The organism is Pseudomonas syringae pv. cilantro, assembly GCF_001293775.1.
In the GTDB taxonomy this organism is placed as follows: domain Bacteria; phylum Pseudomonadota; class Gammaproteobacteria; order Pseudomonadales; family Pseudomonadaceae; genus Aquipseudomonas; species Aquipseudomonas syringae_P.
In genome coordinates, this window is the sequence record NZ_LGLN01000013.1 from 343,242 (window position 1) to 357,844 (window position 14,603).

A 14,603-nucleotide genomic window follows, 5' to 3' on the forward strand; every position below is an offset into this window, starting at 1 on the left:
CCTGTCGCCTTCTTTGCGGCGCGGCCTCATTAAGCCAAAAGCTTAATTTCCCCCTCCATACATGATTACGTCATTCCCCATATGAACCTGACTGAACTCAAGCAAAAGCCGATCACCGAATTGCTCGAAATGGCCGAACAGGCTGGCATAGAAAATATGGCCCGTTCGCGCAAGCAGGACGTCATTTTTTCCCTGCTGAAACGGCACTCGAAAAGTGGCGAGGAAATATCCGGTGATGGCGTGCTGGAGATTCTCCAGGACGGCTTCGGTTTCCTGCGCTCTGCAGACGCTTCCTACCTGGCCGGCCCGGATGACATCTACGTCTCCCCCAGCCAGATCCGCCGCTTCAACCTGCGTACCGGCGACACCATCGTTGGCAAGATCCGTCCACCGAAAGAAGGTGAGCGTTATTTCGCTCTGCTCAAGGTCGACACGATCAATTACGACCGTCCGGAAAACGCCAAGAACAAGATTCTGTTCGAAAACCTGACGCCGTTGTTCCCGACGATCCGCATGAAGATGGAAGCCGGTAACGGTTCCACCGAAGACCTGACCGGTCGTGTGATCGATCTGTGCGCACCGATCGGTAAAGGTCAGCGCGGTCTGATCGTTGCTCCGCCAAAGGCGGGCAAGACCATCATGCTGCAGAACATCGCGTCGAACATCACGCGTAACAACCCGGAAGTCCATCTGATCGTTCTGCTGATCGATGAGCGCCCGGAAGAAGTGACCGAAATGCAGCGTACCGTGCGCGGCGAAGTGGTTGCCTCGACGTTCGACGAACCGCCAACCCGTCACGTACAGGTTGCCGAAATGGTGATCGAGAAGGCCAAGCGCCTGGTCGAGCACAAGAAAGACGTCGTTATCCTGCTCGACTCCATCACCCGTCTGGCTCGTGCCTACAACACCGTCATCCCGAGCTCCGGCAAGGTACTGACCGGTGGTGTCGATGCTCACGCGCTCGAGAAACCAAAGCGTTTCTTCGGTGCTGCGCGAAACATCGAAGAAGGCGGCTCGCTGACCATCATCGCCACCGCACTGGTTGAAACCGGTTCGAAGATGGATGAAGTCATCTACGAAGAGTTCAAGGGTACGGGCAACATGGAGCTGCCGCTGGATCGCAAGATCGCAGAGAAGCGCGTGTTCCCGGCCATCAACATCAACCGCTCCGGCACACGCCGTGAAGAGCTGTTGACTGCTGATGACGAGTTGCAGCGTATGTGGATCCTGCGCAAGCTGCTGCACCCGATGGACGAAGTCGCGGCTATCGAGTTTCTGATCGACAAGCTCAAGCAGACCAAGACCAACGACGAGTTCTTCCTGTCCATGAAACGCAAGTAACAGACAGGCTGAATCAAAAAATGGTGTCCTTCGGGGCACCATTTTTTTTGCCTGCGCGCCGCGGATTAGCTGCCTTGAAGGGCGGGAGCAGGTAGGATATGCGTCTATTTGGATAAATGGCCGGGTTAATGAAATTCAAAGATCTAAGGGATTTCGTGCAGCAGCTTGAGCAGCGCGGAGAGTTGAAGTGCATTCAGATGCCGATCTCGCCTGTGCTGGAAATGACTGAAATCTGTGACCGGACTTTGCGAGCCAAAGGCCCGGCCCTGCTGTTTGAAAAACCGGTCGGTTTTGATATTCCGGTGCTGGGCAACCTGTTCGGCACGCCCGAGCGCGTGGCCATGGGCATGGGCGCCGAAGCGGTCAGCGAGCTGCGCGAGATTGGCAAGTTGCTGGCCTTCCTCAAGGAGCCCGAGCCGCCCAAGGGTCTGAAAGACGCCTGGTCGAAACTGCCGATCTTCCGCAAGGTCATCGCCATGGCGCCCAAGGTGGTCAAGGACGCGCCGTGTCAGGAGATCGTCATCGAAGGTGATGACGTCGACCTCGGCATGCTGCCCGTGCAAACCTGCTGGCCGGGCGATGTGGCGCCGCTGATCACTTGGGGCCTGACCGTGACCAAAGGCCCGAACAAGGAGCGTCAGAACCTCGGCATCTATCGCCAGCAGGTGATCGGCCGCAACAAGATCATCATGCGCTGGCTCAGCCATCGCGGCGGCGCGTTGGACTTCCGCGACTGGTGTGCCAAGCATCCTGGCGAGCCTTACCCGGTGGCCGTTGCGCTGGGCGCTGACCCGGCGACCATTCTGGGTGCCGTGACGCCGGTCCCGGACAGCCTCTCCGAATACGCCTTCGCCGGGCTGCTGCGGGGTTCGCGTACCGAGCTGATCAAGTGCCGTGGCAGCAACCTGCAAGTACCGGCCAGCGCCGAAATCGTGCTTGAGGGCGTGATTCATCCTGGCGAGATGGCCAATGAAGGCCCTTACGGCGACCACACCGGTTATTACAACGAAGTCGACAGCTTTCCGGTGCTGACCGTCGAGCGCATCACCCATCGCATCAAACCGATCTATCACAGCACCTACACCGGTCGTCCGCCGGATGAACCGGCGATTCTGGGCGTTGCGCTGAACGAAGTGTTCGTGCCGATCCTGCAAAAGCAGTTTCCGGAAATCGTCGATTTCTACCTTCCGCCCGAAGGCTGTTCGTACCGCATGGCGGTGGTGACCATCAAGAAACAGTACCCCGGCCACGCCAAGCGCGTGATGCTGGGTGTCTGGTCATTCCTGCGCCAGTTCATGTACACCAAGTTCGTGATCGTCACCGATGACGACATCAATGCGCGTGACTGGAACGACGTGATCTGGGCCATCACCACGCGCATGGACCCCAAGCGCGACACGGTGATGATCGACAACACACCCATCGATTACCTCGATTTTGCCTCTCCGGTGTCTGGACTGGGATCAAAAATGGGTCTGGATGCCACTAACAAATGGCCAGGCGAGACCACCCGCGAATGGGGTAGGGCGATCGTCAAGGACGAAGCCACGACCCGCCGGGTGGACGAGATCTGGACTCAGTTGGGAATAGACTGATGCGCGTAACCTTGCAGCCGTCAGGCGCGGTGCTGGAAACCCTGCCTGGCGAGCGGATTCTCGATGCTGCACAACGACTGGGCTACGACTGTCCGCAAAGCTGTCGCAACGGCAATTGCCATGTCTGCTCGGCCTTGCTGGTCGAAGGCCGGGTCATGCAGTCGGGCAAAGAGCTCGATCACGGCGAGATTCATACCTGTGTGGCCGAGCCGCTGGAAGAGTGCGTCGTGCTGTGGGATAGCGTGCTGGCCAGAGGCGAGCTGCCGGTGCGCAGTTTTGCCTGCCAGGTCAGCGAATGCGTCGAGGTCGGTGGCGATGTCTGGCGTGTCGGCCTGCGCGCTCCTGCAGGTAAGGCTCCACGCTACCACGCCGGACAGTATTTGATGATCGAGCGTGAGAATGGCGAGAAGTCGGCATTTTCCATCGCGTCGGCTCCCCACACAGGCCGGGAACTGGAGCTGCACGTTCTGGTTCGCGAAGACAGTGCACGCAGCCTGATCGAACAGTTGCAGCGCAACAAAATGGCGCGGGTCGAGCTGCCGTTCGGCGATACCCATCTGGCCGACCTGCCGGAAGGCCCGCTGGTGCTGATTGCAGCTGGCACTGGCATGGCGCAGATGAACAGCCTGATCGAGCACTGCCGCGCCAAGGGTTTCAAGCATCCGGTGCACCTGTATTGGGGCGTGCGACGGCCTGACGATTTCTATCAGGTCAGCCACTGGGAAGAGTGGGCGAAGCTGCCCAATCTGTTTCTGCACAAGGTGGTCAGCGACCTGTGTGGCTGGGAAGGGCGCTGCGGCCTGCTGCATGAAGCGGTCTGCGAAGATATCAAGGATCTGTCGGCGGTCTACGTCTACGCCAGCGGCTCGCCGGCGATGATTTACGGCACGCTGGACGCCCTTGTCAGCGCCGGCATGGACGCTCATCAGATGCGCGCTGATGTATTTGCCTACGCCCCGCGTCCATGATGCCGGACTGACGGTAAGGCAAATGGAGTGTAAATTGCTTCAACTGCTTATAAGTTCTGGCGCTGTTATTGAGTCGCCAGACGATTTTTGGCAATACAGGCCTGTGGCCTGCGGAATAAACCGAACCACGACACCCTGATGCCGCTCATCCACGAGCGAGTCAGCGGGGCTCGGTAAAGACTGACAGTCAGCCTGTCAGGGAGGCAAATGGAGAATCCAGTCAACGAGTTGGCCGCGGCGGTACACGACGGCCTTGGCCTGACGTATCCGCCCGTTATCGATATGGGCCCGCAACTTACCCGTGAGCAACTGCTCGCATCCATGAACGCCACCATGCGTCGCCACAAGGGCGGTCCGGTCTGGCTGTTCGCCTACGGCTCACTGATCTGGCGCCCCGAGTGCACCGCCGTAGAGAGCCAGCGCGCGCGGGTGCACGGTTATCATCGTGGGCTCTACCTGTGGTCCCACGAGCATCGCGGTACGCCGGAAGTACCGGGTCTGGTCTTTGGCCTGGATCGCGGCGGCTCCTGCACCGGCTTCGCCTATCGGCTGCCGGATGAGTGCCTTGAAAAGTCGTTATTGGCGCTCTGGGAACGCGAAATGCCTTACCCCTCGTATCGCCCGCATTGGCTCAATTGCCGCCTTGAAGACGGCAGAAAAGTGCAGGCATTGGGGTTCGTTCTGGAGCGGCATTTGCCCAGCTACGCGGGCAACCTGCCGGACAGCGTGCTGAGCCACGTGCTGGCCACTGCCAGCGGGCGTTATGGAACCACCCGTGAGTATGTGGAGCAGACCGCCAAGGCCCTGCGAAGCCACGCCATGCCGGATCTTAATCTGGAGGCGCGGCTCAAACGCTGCAAGTCGGCAACCGCCTGACTCAGGCTTTGGTGTTGTGGGGCGCGTCGCCCGGCGTGTCGCGAGCGGTGCTGGCGACCTGCTTGTGGCGCAGCGTCGGCGTAAGGAACGCCATCGCCAGAATGCACGCGCCGATCAACAGCACGAAGCCGCCATCCCAGCCGAAGTGGTCAACCGTGTAGCCCATCGCCGCACTGGCTGCGACCGAACCGCCCAGATAACCGAACAGCCCGGTGAAGCCGGCTGCCGTGCCTGCAGCCTTCTTCGGCGCGAGTTCCAGCGCCTGCAAGCCGATCAGCATCACCGGGCCGTAGATCAGGAAGCCGATGGACACCAGCGCGATCATGTCGACGGTCGGGTTGCCGGGAGGGTTCAGCCAGTACACCAGCGTGGCAATCGTCACCAGAAACATGAACGCCATGCCGGTCAGGCCGCGGTTGCCCTTGAAGATCTTGTCCGACATCCAACCGCACAGCAGCGTGCCCGGAATGCCCGCCCACTCGTACAGAAAGTAAGCCCATGACGTCTTGTCGACCGAAAAGTGCTTGGCTTCCTTAAGGTAGGTCGGTGCCCAGTCCAGCACGCCATAGCGCAGCAGGTAGACGAACACGTTGGCCATCGCGATGTACCAGAGGAATTTGTTGCGCAGCACATACTTGACGAAGATTTCCCTGGCGCTGAATTCTTCTTCGTGGCTCGCGTCGTAGCCTTCCGGATAATCGTTCTTGTAGTGCTCGATAGATGGCAGGCCGACCGATTGCGGTGTGTCGCGCATCATCACGAACGCAAATACCGCGACCAGCAGCGCCACCGCCGCGGGCACATAGAACGCCGCGTGCCAGTCATTGGTCCAGCCCAGGCCCAGCAGAAACAGTGGACCGATCAGACCGCCGCCGACGTTGTGCGCCACGTTCCACACCGACACCACACCGCCGCGCTCTTTCTGCGACCACCAGTGCACCATCGTCCGCCCGCTCGGCGGCCAGCCCATCCCTTGCGCCCAGCCATTGATGAACAGCAGCACGAACATGATCGTGACACTGGACGTGGCCCAGTGCGCAAAACCGAAGACAAACATGACTCCCGCCGAGACCAGCAGGCCAAACGGCAGGAAGTAACGCGGGTTGGAGCGGTCAGACAGGATCCCCATGAGGAATTTCGACAAGCCGTAAGCAATCGCAATCGCAGACATGGCCACACCGAGTTGCACCCGGGTGTAACCCTCGTCGATCAGGTACGGCATCGCCAGCGAGAAATTCTTGCGTAGCAGGTAATAACCGGCATAACCGATAAAGATGCCTGCGAAGATTTGCCAGCGCAGACGTCGATAGGTTCTATCGACTATTTCTTCGGGAAGGGGTGCCTGGTGCTTGGCGGGGCGGAAAAATCCGAACATGGAGATGCTCCTGATTATTGTTTTTTTGCGAAAGCGAATATTACATTTTCGTTACAGAAAAAAGCAGAGCCTCTGGGCTGATTCCTTGTAGGAAATGGGGACGACTAATTGTTCTTTTACGAACATTGGGAAGATGTTTGTAGGTGTGTCACGAGTTTGGGATCGGTCCTACGGACGTCTCGGAAGTCGTGCACTTACGGGGCTGCTGGACGCCTCTTACCATCGTCGTCATTGCGCCAAAGGGGTGCGTCGAGACGATGAGCCAACCTGATAATGAGAATTTCCGCGTTTATTCTTCCCGCAGTACTGATGCAGCCGCTGTGCGCAGCCGAGTCATTTCTGGTGCCGGTCCACACACCCACACCGGTTTTCCCGCCCGAACTGATCAAGACCCGCTACGCAGGCAAGGTGCGCGCCCAGCTGTGGATCAAGTCGGATGGTCAGGTCGTTGAAGCCAAAGCCATTGAGAGCGGCCATCCGCAACTGGCCGAAGCGGTCGAGCAGGCCCTCCGTCAGTGGCGCTACAAACCCTGGATCGGAACAGTCGGCGCGCCGCCCCAAACCACCATCACCGTCCCTGTGATTTTCGGCTCCCACGGCTATCGGCGCTTCAACACCGAGGTCACCGTCGGCCTCGGCAACATTCGCTGCGGCTACCTCAACGAAGAAGTGAAATCCGCCCGCCAGGACTACCCCAAGGAGTCGCTGAGCAAGGTCGATGTGTTTGCGTACACCGGGCAAGTGCTGTTCAGCAGCCATGTCGCCCATCAACGCACCGAACCCCAGCGCAAGGCCCTGCTCGAGCAGTTGGGTGCGTCGATACCCACGGTCATCAGCACCTGCCGACGCAACCCTGATCGCCTGTTCGGTGAATACCTGCCTGCGCCGATCAAGTCGTTGCTGGTCGGGTTGGCCGAGCACGCTGAGGGCAGCGAATGAGCCGCGTGCTGAGTGTGATTGTGCTTGCGGGCTTGCTTTCCGCGGTGGCAGCACAGGCGTTGCCGTTGTATCCGGCGCCGTTGTATATGCCGGAGCCGGACTATCCGGTGTCGATGCGTTATGCCTTGGTAAAAAACAGTGTCACCGTCAGGATTTTCATTCAGGCCGACGGAGGCGTGCGCTTTCTTGAAGTGCGGGGGGCAACTGATCCGAGGTTCATCAGCCTGACGCGAAGCGCTGTCGAGCAGTGGGTCTTCGAACCTTGGGAGCCGCCGGCCTCTCACCCCGAGGGCGAGGCAGTAACGGTCACGTTCAATTTCACGGGGCGGCCACATGTCGACCCGCCGCTGACATCCAATGCTGGGCTGAAGCAGGAGTTGTGCTGGCAGTTGAATATGGAAATGTTCGAGGGACGCAAATGGCGCAAGGACGTCAAGCCGGATGTGTTAATGCGGACCGAGCTGTACCTGTCGAGCGGTCCGGTCATAGAGCAATTCCTCACCCTGGACGAGCGTCAGGCACTGGTTCATGAACTGCTGGAGGCGACGCCGGGCATTATCGCGCAATGTCAAAAGAATCCGATGCGCAGGTATGTGGATTATTTGCCGGAGAGTGTGAGGAAGGTGTTGTAAGGGGAGGGGCGGTATTGATTACGGACATCGTGAGCGCCCCACACTTGTGGGAGTCAGCTTGCTCACGATATAGGTGCCGCCAGTGAAATCTCACGGACGCGCCATGACACACATTCAAGATTGGACGCGGAGTCCCCAGAAAAGCATGAGCGAGCATGGCAACGAGAAGATTTGCAGTGGTCAACTTTTTCCGGTGACCACTACAATCGCCTCCCTGGTGTACCGTCTCAAAATCAGCTTCCCTTATGCCTGCGAGGTCATCGCCGCGCGGGCTCGTTGTATCTTGTTCAAAATATCTTCTTCTTTGGCGTTCCATACGTAGCGAGTCGGCTGCGCATTTCGCAGTGCCAGAAATGTGGTGATCGAGCTTTCTAACTCGCGAACCGAGCTGAAACTTCCGTCGCGCAGGTACACCGTGATGTCGCGAAAGAAGCGCTCAACCATGTTCATCCACGAACTTGAGGTCGGGGTGAAATGCACATGGAAGCGCTTGTGCTTTTCCAGCCAGGCCTTCACTTTCGGATGTTTGTGCGTGGCGTAGTTGTCGACGATCAGGTGCAGTTGAAGGTGCTTAGGCGTTTCCCGATTGATTTTCTTGAGAGCGTCCAGCCACTCCTGATGCCGATGATGGCGCTCTATGGAACTGATCAACCGCCCCTCAAGGTAATCGAGCGCAGTGAACAGGGTGACGGTGCCATGACGAATATAATCGGGCGATTGCGTGCGGATATGACCGATGCCCAGAGGCAGTCCCGGCTGGGTACGTTCCAGGGCTTGCACCTGACTTTTTTCATCGCAGCAGAGCACCAGTGCCTTGTCTGGAGGATCCAGATACAACCCGATGACGTCCCAGAATTTCTCTTCGAAGTCGGGATTGTTGGACAGCTTGAACGTACGGGTCAGGTGCGGCTTTATGTCATTGGCAGCCCATATACGCTGGACGCTGGCCGGGGAAATGCCCGCAACTTATGCCATGCTTCGGCAACTCCAGCGAGGCTGGCCAATACGGGGTTGAACCACTTGCTCAAGCACTCGGGCCAAGGCTGCTGGCGGCAAGAATGACTTACGTCCGCGGCCAGGCTTATCGATCAAACCGTCTAATCTTTGCTCTTGAAAACGCTGGCACCAAAGAGTGGCCGAGCGCAGAGAGAATCCAACCAGGCGTGCTATTTCAACCCGTGAACAACCTTGAGCCGCTAACAGGATGACTCGCGCGCGGCGACCGTCACGCTGACTGATGGTGGCTGATCGTGTGCGACGACTCAGCTCGGCGTGTTCTTCAGGGCTCAGGACAATATCTTGGGCGCTCATTTCTTCGCTCCAACGGTTTAATCAACGAGCAAGCATAGACTATTTTACAGAGAATTTATTTTTGAGACGGGACACTAATCTATTGATAAAACTTGAATTTTCCGTTGGTCAGTATCTGGTTTTTTCGAAAATACTACACTAGTGAATCATATGCACCGACTTATTCTTTGATAGTGGAGAAAGGCACTGAAACATGACGCATAGAGCATCTATTGGATAAAAAGCCCTGCGTGACGAGGAAACATCAGTTCGCCGCCTCCATGCGGGAAGTTGATGGGAGCATGTCTACGTCTGGGATAGCGGATCGTGTCCACAGCATCAGGGACGATTCAGTCCCCCGATGGTCTAACGGAGCAGGTCCTAGTCCTTCTCATGGCGTCTTGTTCTTAAGAGTTGAGACCATCACGAGCACTAGGGAGGATCACAATTTTCCCGCTTTCGGGGAGATCAGGGTTTGCAAATCGCGCAAAAAAGAGGTAAAAAATTCAAATCAAGTCTGTGGCTCGTGTGGAGCTTGGATGTTATGTGGGTATCGTGAGCGACAGAGTTGAACGGTTAGGGATTATTAACAGGAGTTACGAATGGATTATCTATTGTCACAGCGAGCGGGTCTTGGCGACTCTTCTTTTTATGTCTACAATGAAACACTGATTCAAAGCAATATTGAACAATTCAAGTCGGTACCTTATAGGAACTTTGGTATCCATTTCGCCTCAATGGCAAATGACAACCCCGTGCTATTGAAGATGTTACAGGCCAATGGTTTTGGCATTTTTGTAAACTCTCGCAAACACATGAAGCTAGCGCTGGATTGTGGTTTCTCACCCGAGCTGATCATATTTGCCAGTACGGGTATATGCGAACCAACCATGAGGCTTATAATAGAAAAAGGCGTACAGATTAATATTGATTCGCGCGATCAACTTAAGCTATACGGCAAGCTCAACCCTGGTGGTGAGATTGGCATTCGTCTTAACATCGATGAAAAGTCTAAAAATAATATATTTACTGGACTGGAAAGCCGCATCGGCGTGCTTGAGTCTGAACTGCCAGAGATATTCGCTATCGCAGATAGGCATCAACTCAAGATTACAGGCACACACGTTTACCTTGGCACGGATGTTACATCGCTTGACGACCTACTCGAAGGGGTAGACAGAACTCTAGCTTTATCAAATCGTTTTGCTGACCTAGAGTGTGTTGACCTAGGTGGCGGCTTTCCAATTGACAAAAGTCGTTTTGACTTTGAGCAGTACAAGCAGATTATTACAGACCGGATGGTGCAATACTCAAGCGCGCGGGGCCGCGACATCAAGTTGGTGTTGGAGCCAGGTCGTTCAATGTTCGGAAACTGTGCTTATTTTTTCACCCAAGTATCAGATATCAAAGAGCGCCCAGATCGTATTTTGGTTTGCTGTGATTCCAGTGCAAGCCTGATTCCAAGAGCCATGTTTTACGAGGACTACAACCCAGTTGAAGTCTATAACAGTCGCTCAACTGAATGGTATTCGAAGCCCGTCGATGTAGTAGGAAGCACTACTTACTCTAGAGACTTCATGGCTAAGGGATTGAAACTGCCTGTGGTGCGGGTGGGTGATTGGCTTAAGTTTGATTTCGCAGGCAGCTATTGTTATTCGATGATCACGCGCTTTCTGGGTCAAGCTATGCCGCCTGAATATTTACAGCGTCTAGATGGCAGCTTTGAACTGATTAGAGCCGGCGAGAGCTATTTTGACCAAAACGTATCAATGTGGACTAGCGAAGAGATTGCATCAGGCGAAACTCATCGCCACAAGATCAAAAAAGTGATCTACTCAGGCGAGTCGCAGCATCATAAGCTGGAGATTCTAGAAACTGAGAGTTACGGTATAGGCTTGTTCTTAGATGGAAGAATTCAACATTTAGAAAAAGATGAGTATATTTACAGCGAAAGTATAATTCACCCAGTTGCATCTGGGCTAAAAGGTGACAACCTTAACGCCTTGGTAGTCGGCGGAGGGCCTGGTGGTGCGATTCGTGAATTGTTAAAACACCGCCGCTTTGCTCACATCACACAAGTGGAGATTGACGCGGGTATTATTACGCTCACCAAACAATATCTTCCGCATATTGCACAAGGTTATCATGACGACGAGCGCGTCAACATTGTCATTGATGACATTGTGAGTTTTGCGCGAGAAACAACACAGCGCTATGACTTTATAATTTACGACATCAGCGAGCCACTATCTGATTCGCCAGCGGCAAATCTGTTCACTGAATCGCTGATTTGCAATTTGAAAGATATTCTGACGGAGCAAGGGGCCTTGGTTACTTGGGCTGGCTCTATCGGGCCACTCTCAAGCGAGCTTGCTAAGAAAATTAACCAGTTATGGAAGAAGGTATTCCCATACACTGAGCGTTTCATGTCACATCCTCAGTCTTATGGCACTTCTTGGTTGACAGTGGCCGGTAGCAATGCCTACTTAGGGCTGAGCGAGCTGAGTCGTGAGGCCATTGATGACTACTGTGAACAAAATATTGATGGTGCGCTAAAACTCTACGATGGTATGACGCACCAACATATGTTTGCTTTGCCAAAGGATGTGAGAAGTCTGCTGGACGACGATTATATCACAACCAAGAGCGATATAATCTCGCATCAGATCAACCCTGCTCGCGAGGAGTATATCTAATGGTTGTCTCTACCAAGGTTCATCCGGAAAACTTTGAAGGAACCAAACAGATATATGATGAAGTCATGGCTGACAATGTCAGTCTTCATGATTTTGTTTACCCACATGTGTTTGGCGCCGACCAATATATTGGTCAATTTAGCGACAACAGCCGTGAAGAATTAGAGCTGATGGCAACGTGTATGGATTTGCCAAAAGACAGTAAAGTACTTGATGTGGGCTGTGGGCGCGGAAACATCGTTTATCACATGAGCAAAGTTTTTCAGTGGCGATTAACTGGCATAGATTTAAGTGAGGTGCCCATTCAAAGCGCCACGGAGAAATATAAGGACAGAAATCCCGGAATGGAGTTTATCAATTGTTCTATCTACGATTTGATCTCGACCAATGACTTTGATGGTATCTATGGCACGGGCGCATTTTGTCATTTTGATGCGCAGCGCCTATTTGCTCACTGCCACGGTCTTCTCAAAGTAGGCGGCAAGCTGGCTTTTATGGAACGTGTCAGGATGGGCGATATTGCTGATGAAGATTGGCATAAGCTTACGACTCAGTGGTGCTGCCCCAGCGTGTACAACGCAGAAGAATATGCTCACATTTTGCGCCAACAAGGGTTCAGCATTCGCCATCAATTAGATCTCACTGACACTTTTAAACTGTGGCAAGATCGTTCAGTCACGGTACGCCAGGAACTCAAAAAAGAGATCATCTCTAGAAGCTCTTCGCAATATTACGAGCAGTCACTCGCTTTTGCACAGTATGAAAATGATGTGACGCGTTCAGGCGCCCTAGGCTATGTATGTTTTGTTGCGGAGAAAGATTAAGATATGTCTTCAGCGAATTATTTGCTACAAAATATCGCACTAGGCATTCGACACTGTGTTGAGCTTAATCGTGTGCTCGCGCAAGGGCACACACCCGCTCAACGCTATCGAATCCTTGAATTAAAAGCACTTGGGCGATGTATTGAGCTAAGCGGTTGCATTCAATCAACTGAATTTGATGAGTCTTATTATCACGAGTCTTTAATTTTCCCCGCATTTGCGTTTAGTCGGACGATAAAGCGAGTGCTATGTTTTGGCGGAGCGAATGGGGGGCTGTTAAATCGACTGCGTTTAGTGCCAAGTATCGAAGAAGTGGTGCAGGTAGACATTGACCCTCAGCTATACGCATTATCGAGGCATTATCTGCCTTTTTTACATGCTCGCGAGCCCTTGCCGTTCAAGCATACTATGCATTTTCATCCCTCTCCGTACGAATGGTTAGAAGAGTTAAGCGTGTCTGAACTTGGTCAGTTTGATTTGGTTATTGCAGACCTTCCCGATGCAATCGGGGACAGTTATGTGCCGCAACTATTTACCCTTTCATTCTATGACAAGATAAAATTACTTCTGAGTGAAACAGGGGCAATTGCGACCCAAGCGGGGCAGTTGAATACATTGGACATGGGTTTTCATCTTCGTGCGCGCTCAACCATGCAGGCATGTTTCAATCATGTTGTTAGCTATGCTAGCTTTGTGCCCTCCTATGGAACTCCATGGGGCTTTTTGTACGCGAGCAATAACATTAATCCAGAGCATCTATCACACGATGACCTAGCGCTCAACCTTAGCACAATTGATTTATCTGAATCAAAATATTATGACCTGCAAAGCCACGCGCATATCTTTAACCTATCTAAACCTATTCGTCGCGCGATGAGCAATAGCAATATTGCAGTCATTCAAGTGGATAGACTGGCGACAGTTGATGTTGCCGGAGGAGAGGAAAGAGAATGAGTACGGGCGGATTTGTGGCCTTAGGAATATTGGCGAATTGCATTTGGGGCACCGCCTTTTTGATTCCTTATATTCTTCCGGAAATAAACCCCATGATCATCGCCCTCGGACGCTATTTTGTTTATGGCGTTCTTTCGATGGTATTGATCATCGTCGCGCGCAAGCGATTTCAGAAATTATCGAAACAGCAATGGCTGCTTGCTTTCAGCGTTGGCTTTGCAGGCAATCTAGGCTATTACTTGTTTCTTTCAAGTAGCATCTATTACAGCGGCATCACCATCGCGGCACTGATTATCGGAATCTTGCCTGTTTCTTTGGCCATCATCGGTAACTTGATCGAGAAAACATATTCATTTCGAAGTCTTGCGTTGTCGGTATTCTTGATCCTAAGCGGTATGCTAACCTTGGGCTTAAGCGGCATTGAAAGCCGAGTGGGCAATGATCACATCTTGCCAGGCACAGCTCTGGCCATAATGGCTTTGGTGTTATGGACTTACTATGGAATTAAAAACTCTCGGTTCTTAAAATCAAACCCAAATATTTCCTCCAATTCCTGGTCGCTCGCTATTGGCATATGTTGTTTACTTCAGAGCCTGATCGCGCTGCCCGCTTTAGCTATGTTTACCGATGCTTTTCAGTTTGCGAATGATATGGGTGGCGAGCAGCTTTGGCACCTTTTCTGGAGCTGTTTGCTTTTGGGTATTGTGGTTTCGTGGTTGGCTACTATTTTGTGGAATCAGGCGTCTCGCCACATGCCTGTGGCTCTAGCAGGTCAACTGATAGTATTTGAGACCATTTCAAGCTTAGTCTACGGCTATGTAGCAGATCAACGGCTACCTAGTATGGGAGAGCTTTCAGCTATTTCGTTGATCATTATGGGTGTCATCACGGGCCTAAGAACAACGCAATCCGCAAAGTATGATCCCAATCAAAGGGCGAATATAAGATATGAGTAGCATGCTAGCCAATTAGCAGATGGTTATGCGTGATGTTTCCAGCATGGAGAAAGAAACGCCGCCCATTGTAATTGCGGGGTAAAAAACCAGCTTCGATATAACGCTCCAGCCGGGTCCAGTTGTTGGCCAGATAATTCACCGCTTTGCCCAAGGCACT

Annotated in this window: 11 protein-coding genes and 1 pseudogene; 10 read left to right on the plus strand and 2 right to left on the minus strand. The window is 53.5% G+C overall.

The features are described 5' to 3' along the window. Positions 1-81: 81 nt before the first annotated feature. From rho to ABJ99_RS02940, 4 genes are all read left to right on the plus strand, one after another. On the plus strand, positions 82-1,341 hold the full coding sequence (gene rho / locus ABJ99_RS02925; RefSeq protein ID WP_007248148.1) for a transcription termination factor Rho: 1,260 nt from the start codon (positions 82-84) through the stop codon (positions 1,339-1,341). A gap of 128 nt (positions 1,342-1,469) precedes the next feature. After that, positions 1,470-2,936: a 4-hydroxy-3-polyprenylbenzoate decarboxylase gene (gene ubiD / locus ABJ99_RS02930; RefSeq protein ID WP_054084535.1), complete on the plus strand. Its 1,467-nt coding sequence runs from the start codon at positions 1,470-1,472 to the stop codon at positions 2,934-2,936. After that, the gene (locus ABJ99_RS02935; protein WP_054084536.1) at positions 2,936-3,904 is read left to right on the plus strand and encodes a CDP-6-deoxy-delta-3,4-glucoseen reductase; all 969 of its coding nucleotides are present in this window, start codon (positions 2,936-2,938) and stop codon (positions 3,902-3,904) included. Before ubiD ends, ABJ99_RS02935 begins: the two co-directional genes overlap by 1 nt. 207 nt (positions 3,905-4,111) lie before the next feature. Further along, positions 4,112-4,780, plus strand: coding sequence for a gamma-glutamylcyclotransferase (locus ABJ99_RS02940; protein WP_054084537.1), 669 nt, complete (start codon positions 4,112-4,114; stop codon positions 4,778-4,780). A gap of 1 nt (position 4,781) precedes the next feature. On the opposite strand, the gene glpT is transcribed toward ABJ99_RS02940, so the two are convergent. Next, positions 4,782-6,155 (minus strand): glycerol-3-phosphate transporter, encoded by a 1,374-nt coding sequence (glpT, locus tag ABJ99_RS02945; protein WP_054084538.1) that lies wholly within the window; start codon positions 6,153-6,155, stop codon positions 4,782-4,784. 273 nt (positions 6,156-6,428) lie between these two features. Between glpT and ABJ99_RS02950 the strand changes: the two genes are divergently transcribed. Beyond that, a complete protein-coding gene (locus tag ABJ99_RS02950; protein ID WP_054084539.1) occupies positions 6,429-7,094 on the plus strand; it encodes an energy transducer TonB in 666 nt (221 codons plus the stop codon). Next, entirely contained in the window at positions 7,091-7,726 is a 636-nt protein-coding gene (locus ABJ99_RS02955) for a hypothetical protein (protein ID WP_054084540.1), read from the plus strand. The genes ABJ99_RS02950 and ABJ99_RS02955 overlap by 4 nt, the downstream gene beginning before the upstream one ends. Before the next feature lie 243 nt (positions 7,727-7,969). Here the strand turns inward: ABJ99_RS02955 and ABJ99_RS02960 are convergent. After that, a pseudogene (locus ABJ99_RS02960) lies at positions 7,970-9,037 on the minus strand (IS630 family transposase). A 581-nt stretch (positions 9,038-9,618) separates the two neighbouring features. Between ABJ99_RS02960 and ABJ99_RS02965 the strand changes: the two are divergent. From ABJ99_RS02965 to ABJ99_RS02980, 4 genes are read left to right on the plus strand one after another with little or no spacing between them, the layout of a single operon-like run. Then, the gene (locus ABJ99_RS02965; protein WP_054084541.1) at positions 9,619-11,712 is read left to right on the plus strand and encodes a spermine/spermidine synthase domain-containing protein; all 2,094 of its coding nucleotides are present in this window, start codon (positions 9,619-9,621) and stop codon (positions 11,710-11,712) included. Continuing rightward, a complete protein-coding gene (locus ABJ99_RS02970; protein ID WP_054084542.1) occupies positions 11,712-12,536 on the plus strand; it encodes a class I SAM-dependent methyltransferase in 825 nt (274 codons plus the stop codon). Before ABJ99_RS02965 ends, ABJ99_RS02970 begins: the two co-directional genes overlap by 1 nt. A gap of 3 nt (positions 12,537-12,539) precedes the next feature. Next, positions 12,540-13,490 carry a spermine/spermidine synthase domain-containing protein gene (locus tag ABJ99_RS02975; RefSeq protein ID WP_080377986.1) on the plus strand — a complete coding sequence of 317 codons (951 nt, stop codon included), beginning with the start codon at positions 12,540-12,542 and terminating at the stop codon, positions 13,488-13,490. Continuing rightward, entirely contained in the window at positions 13,487-14,446 is a 960-nt protein-coding gene (locus ABJ99_RS02980) for a DMT family transporter (RefSeq protein ID WP_054084544.1), read from the plus strand. The genes ABJ99_RS02975 and ABJ99_RS02980 overlap by 4 nt, the downstream gene beginning before the upstream one ends. The last annotated feature ends 157 nt before the right edge of the window (positions 14,447-14,603 follow it).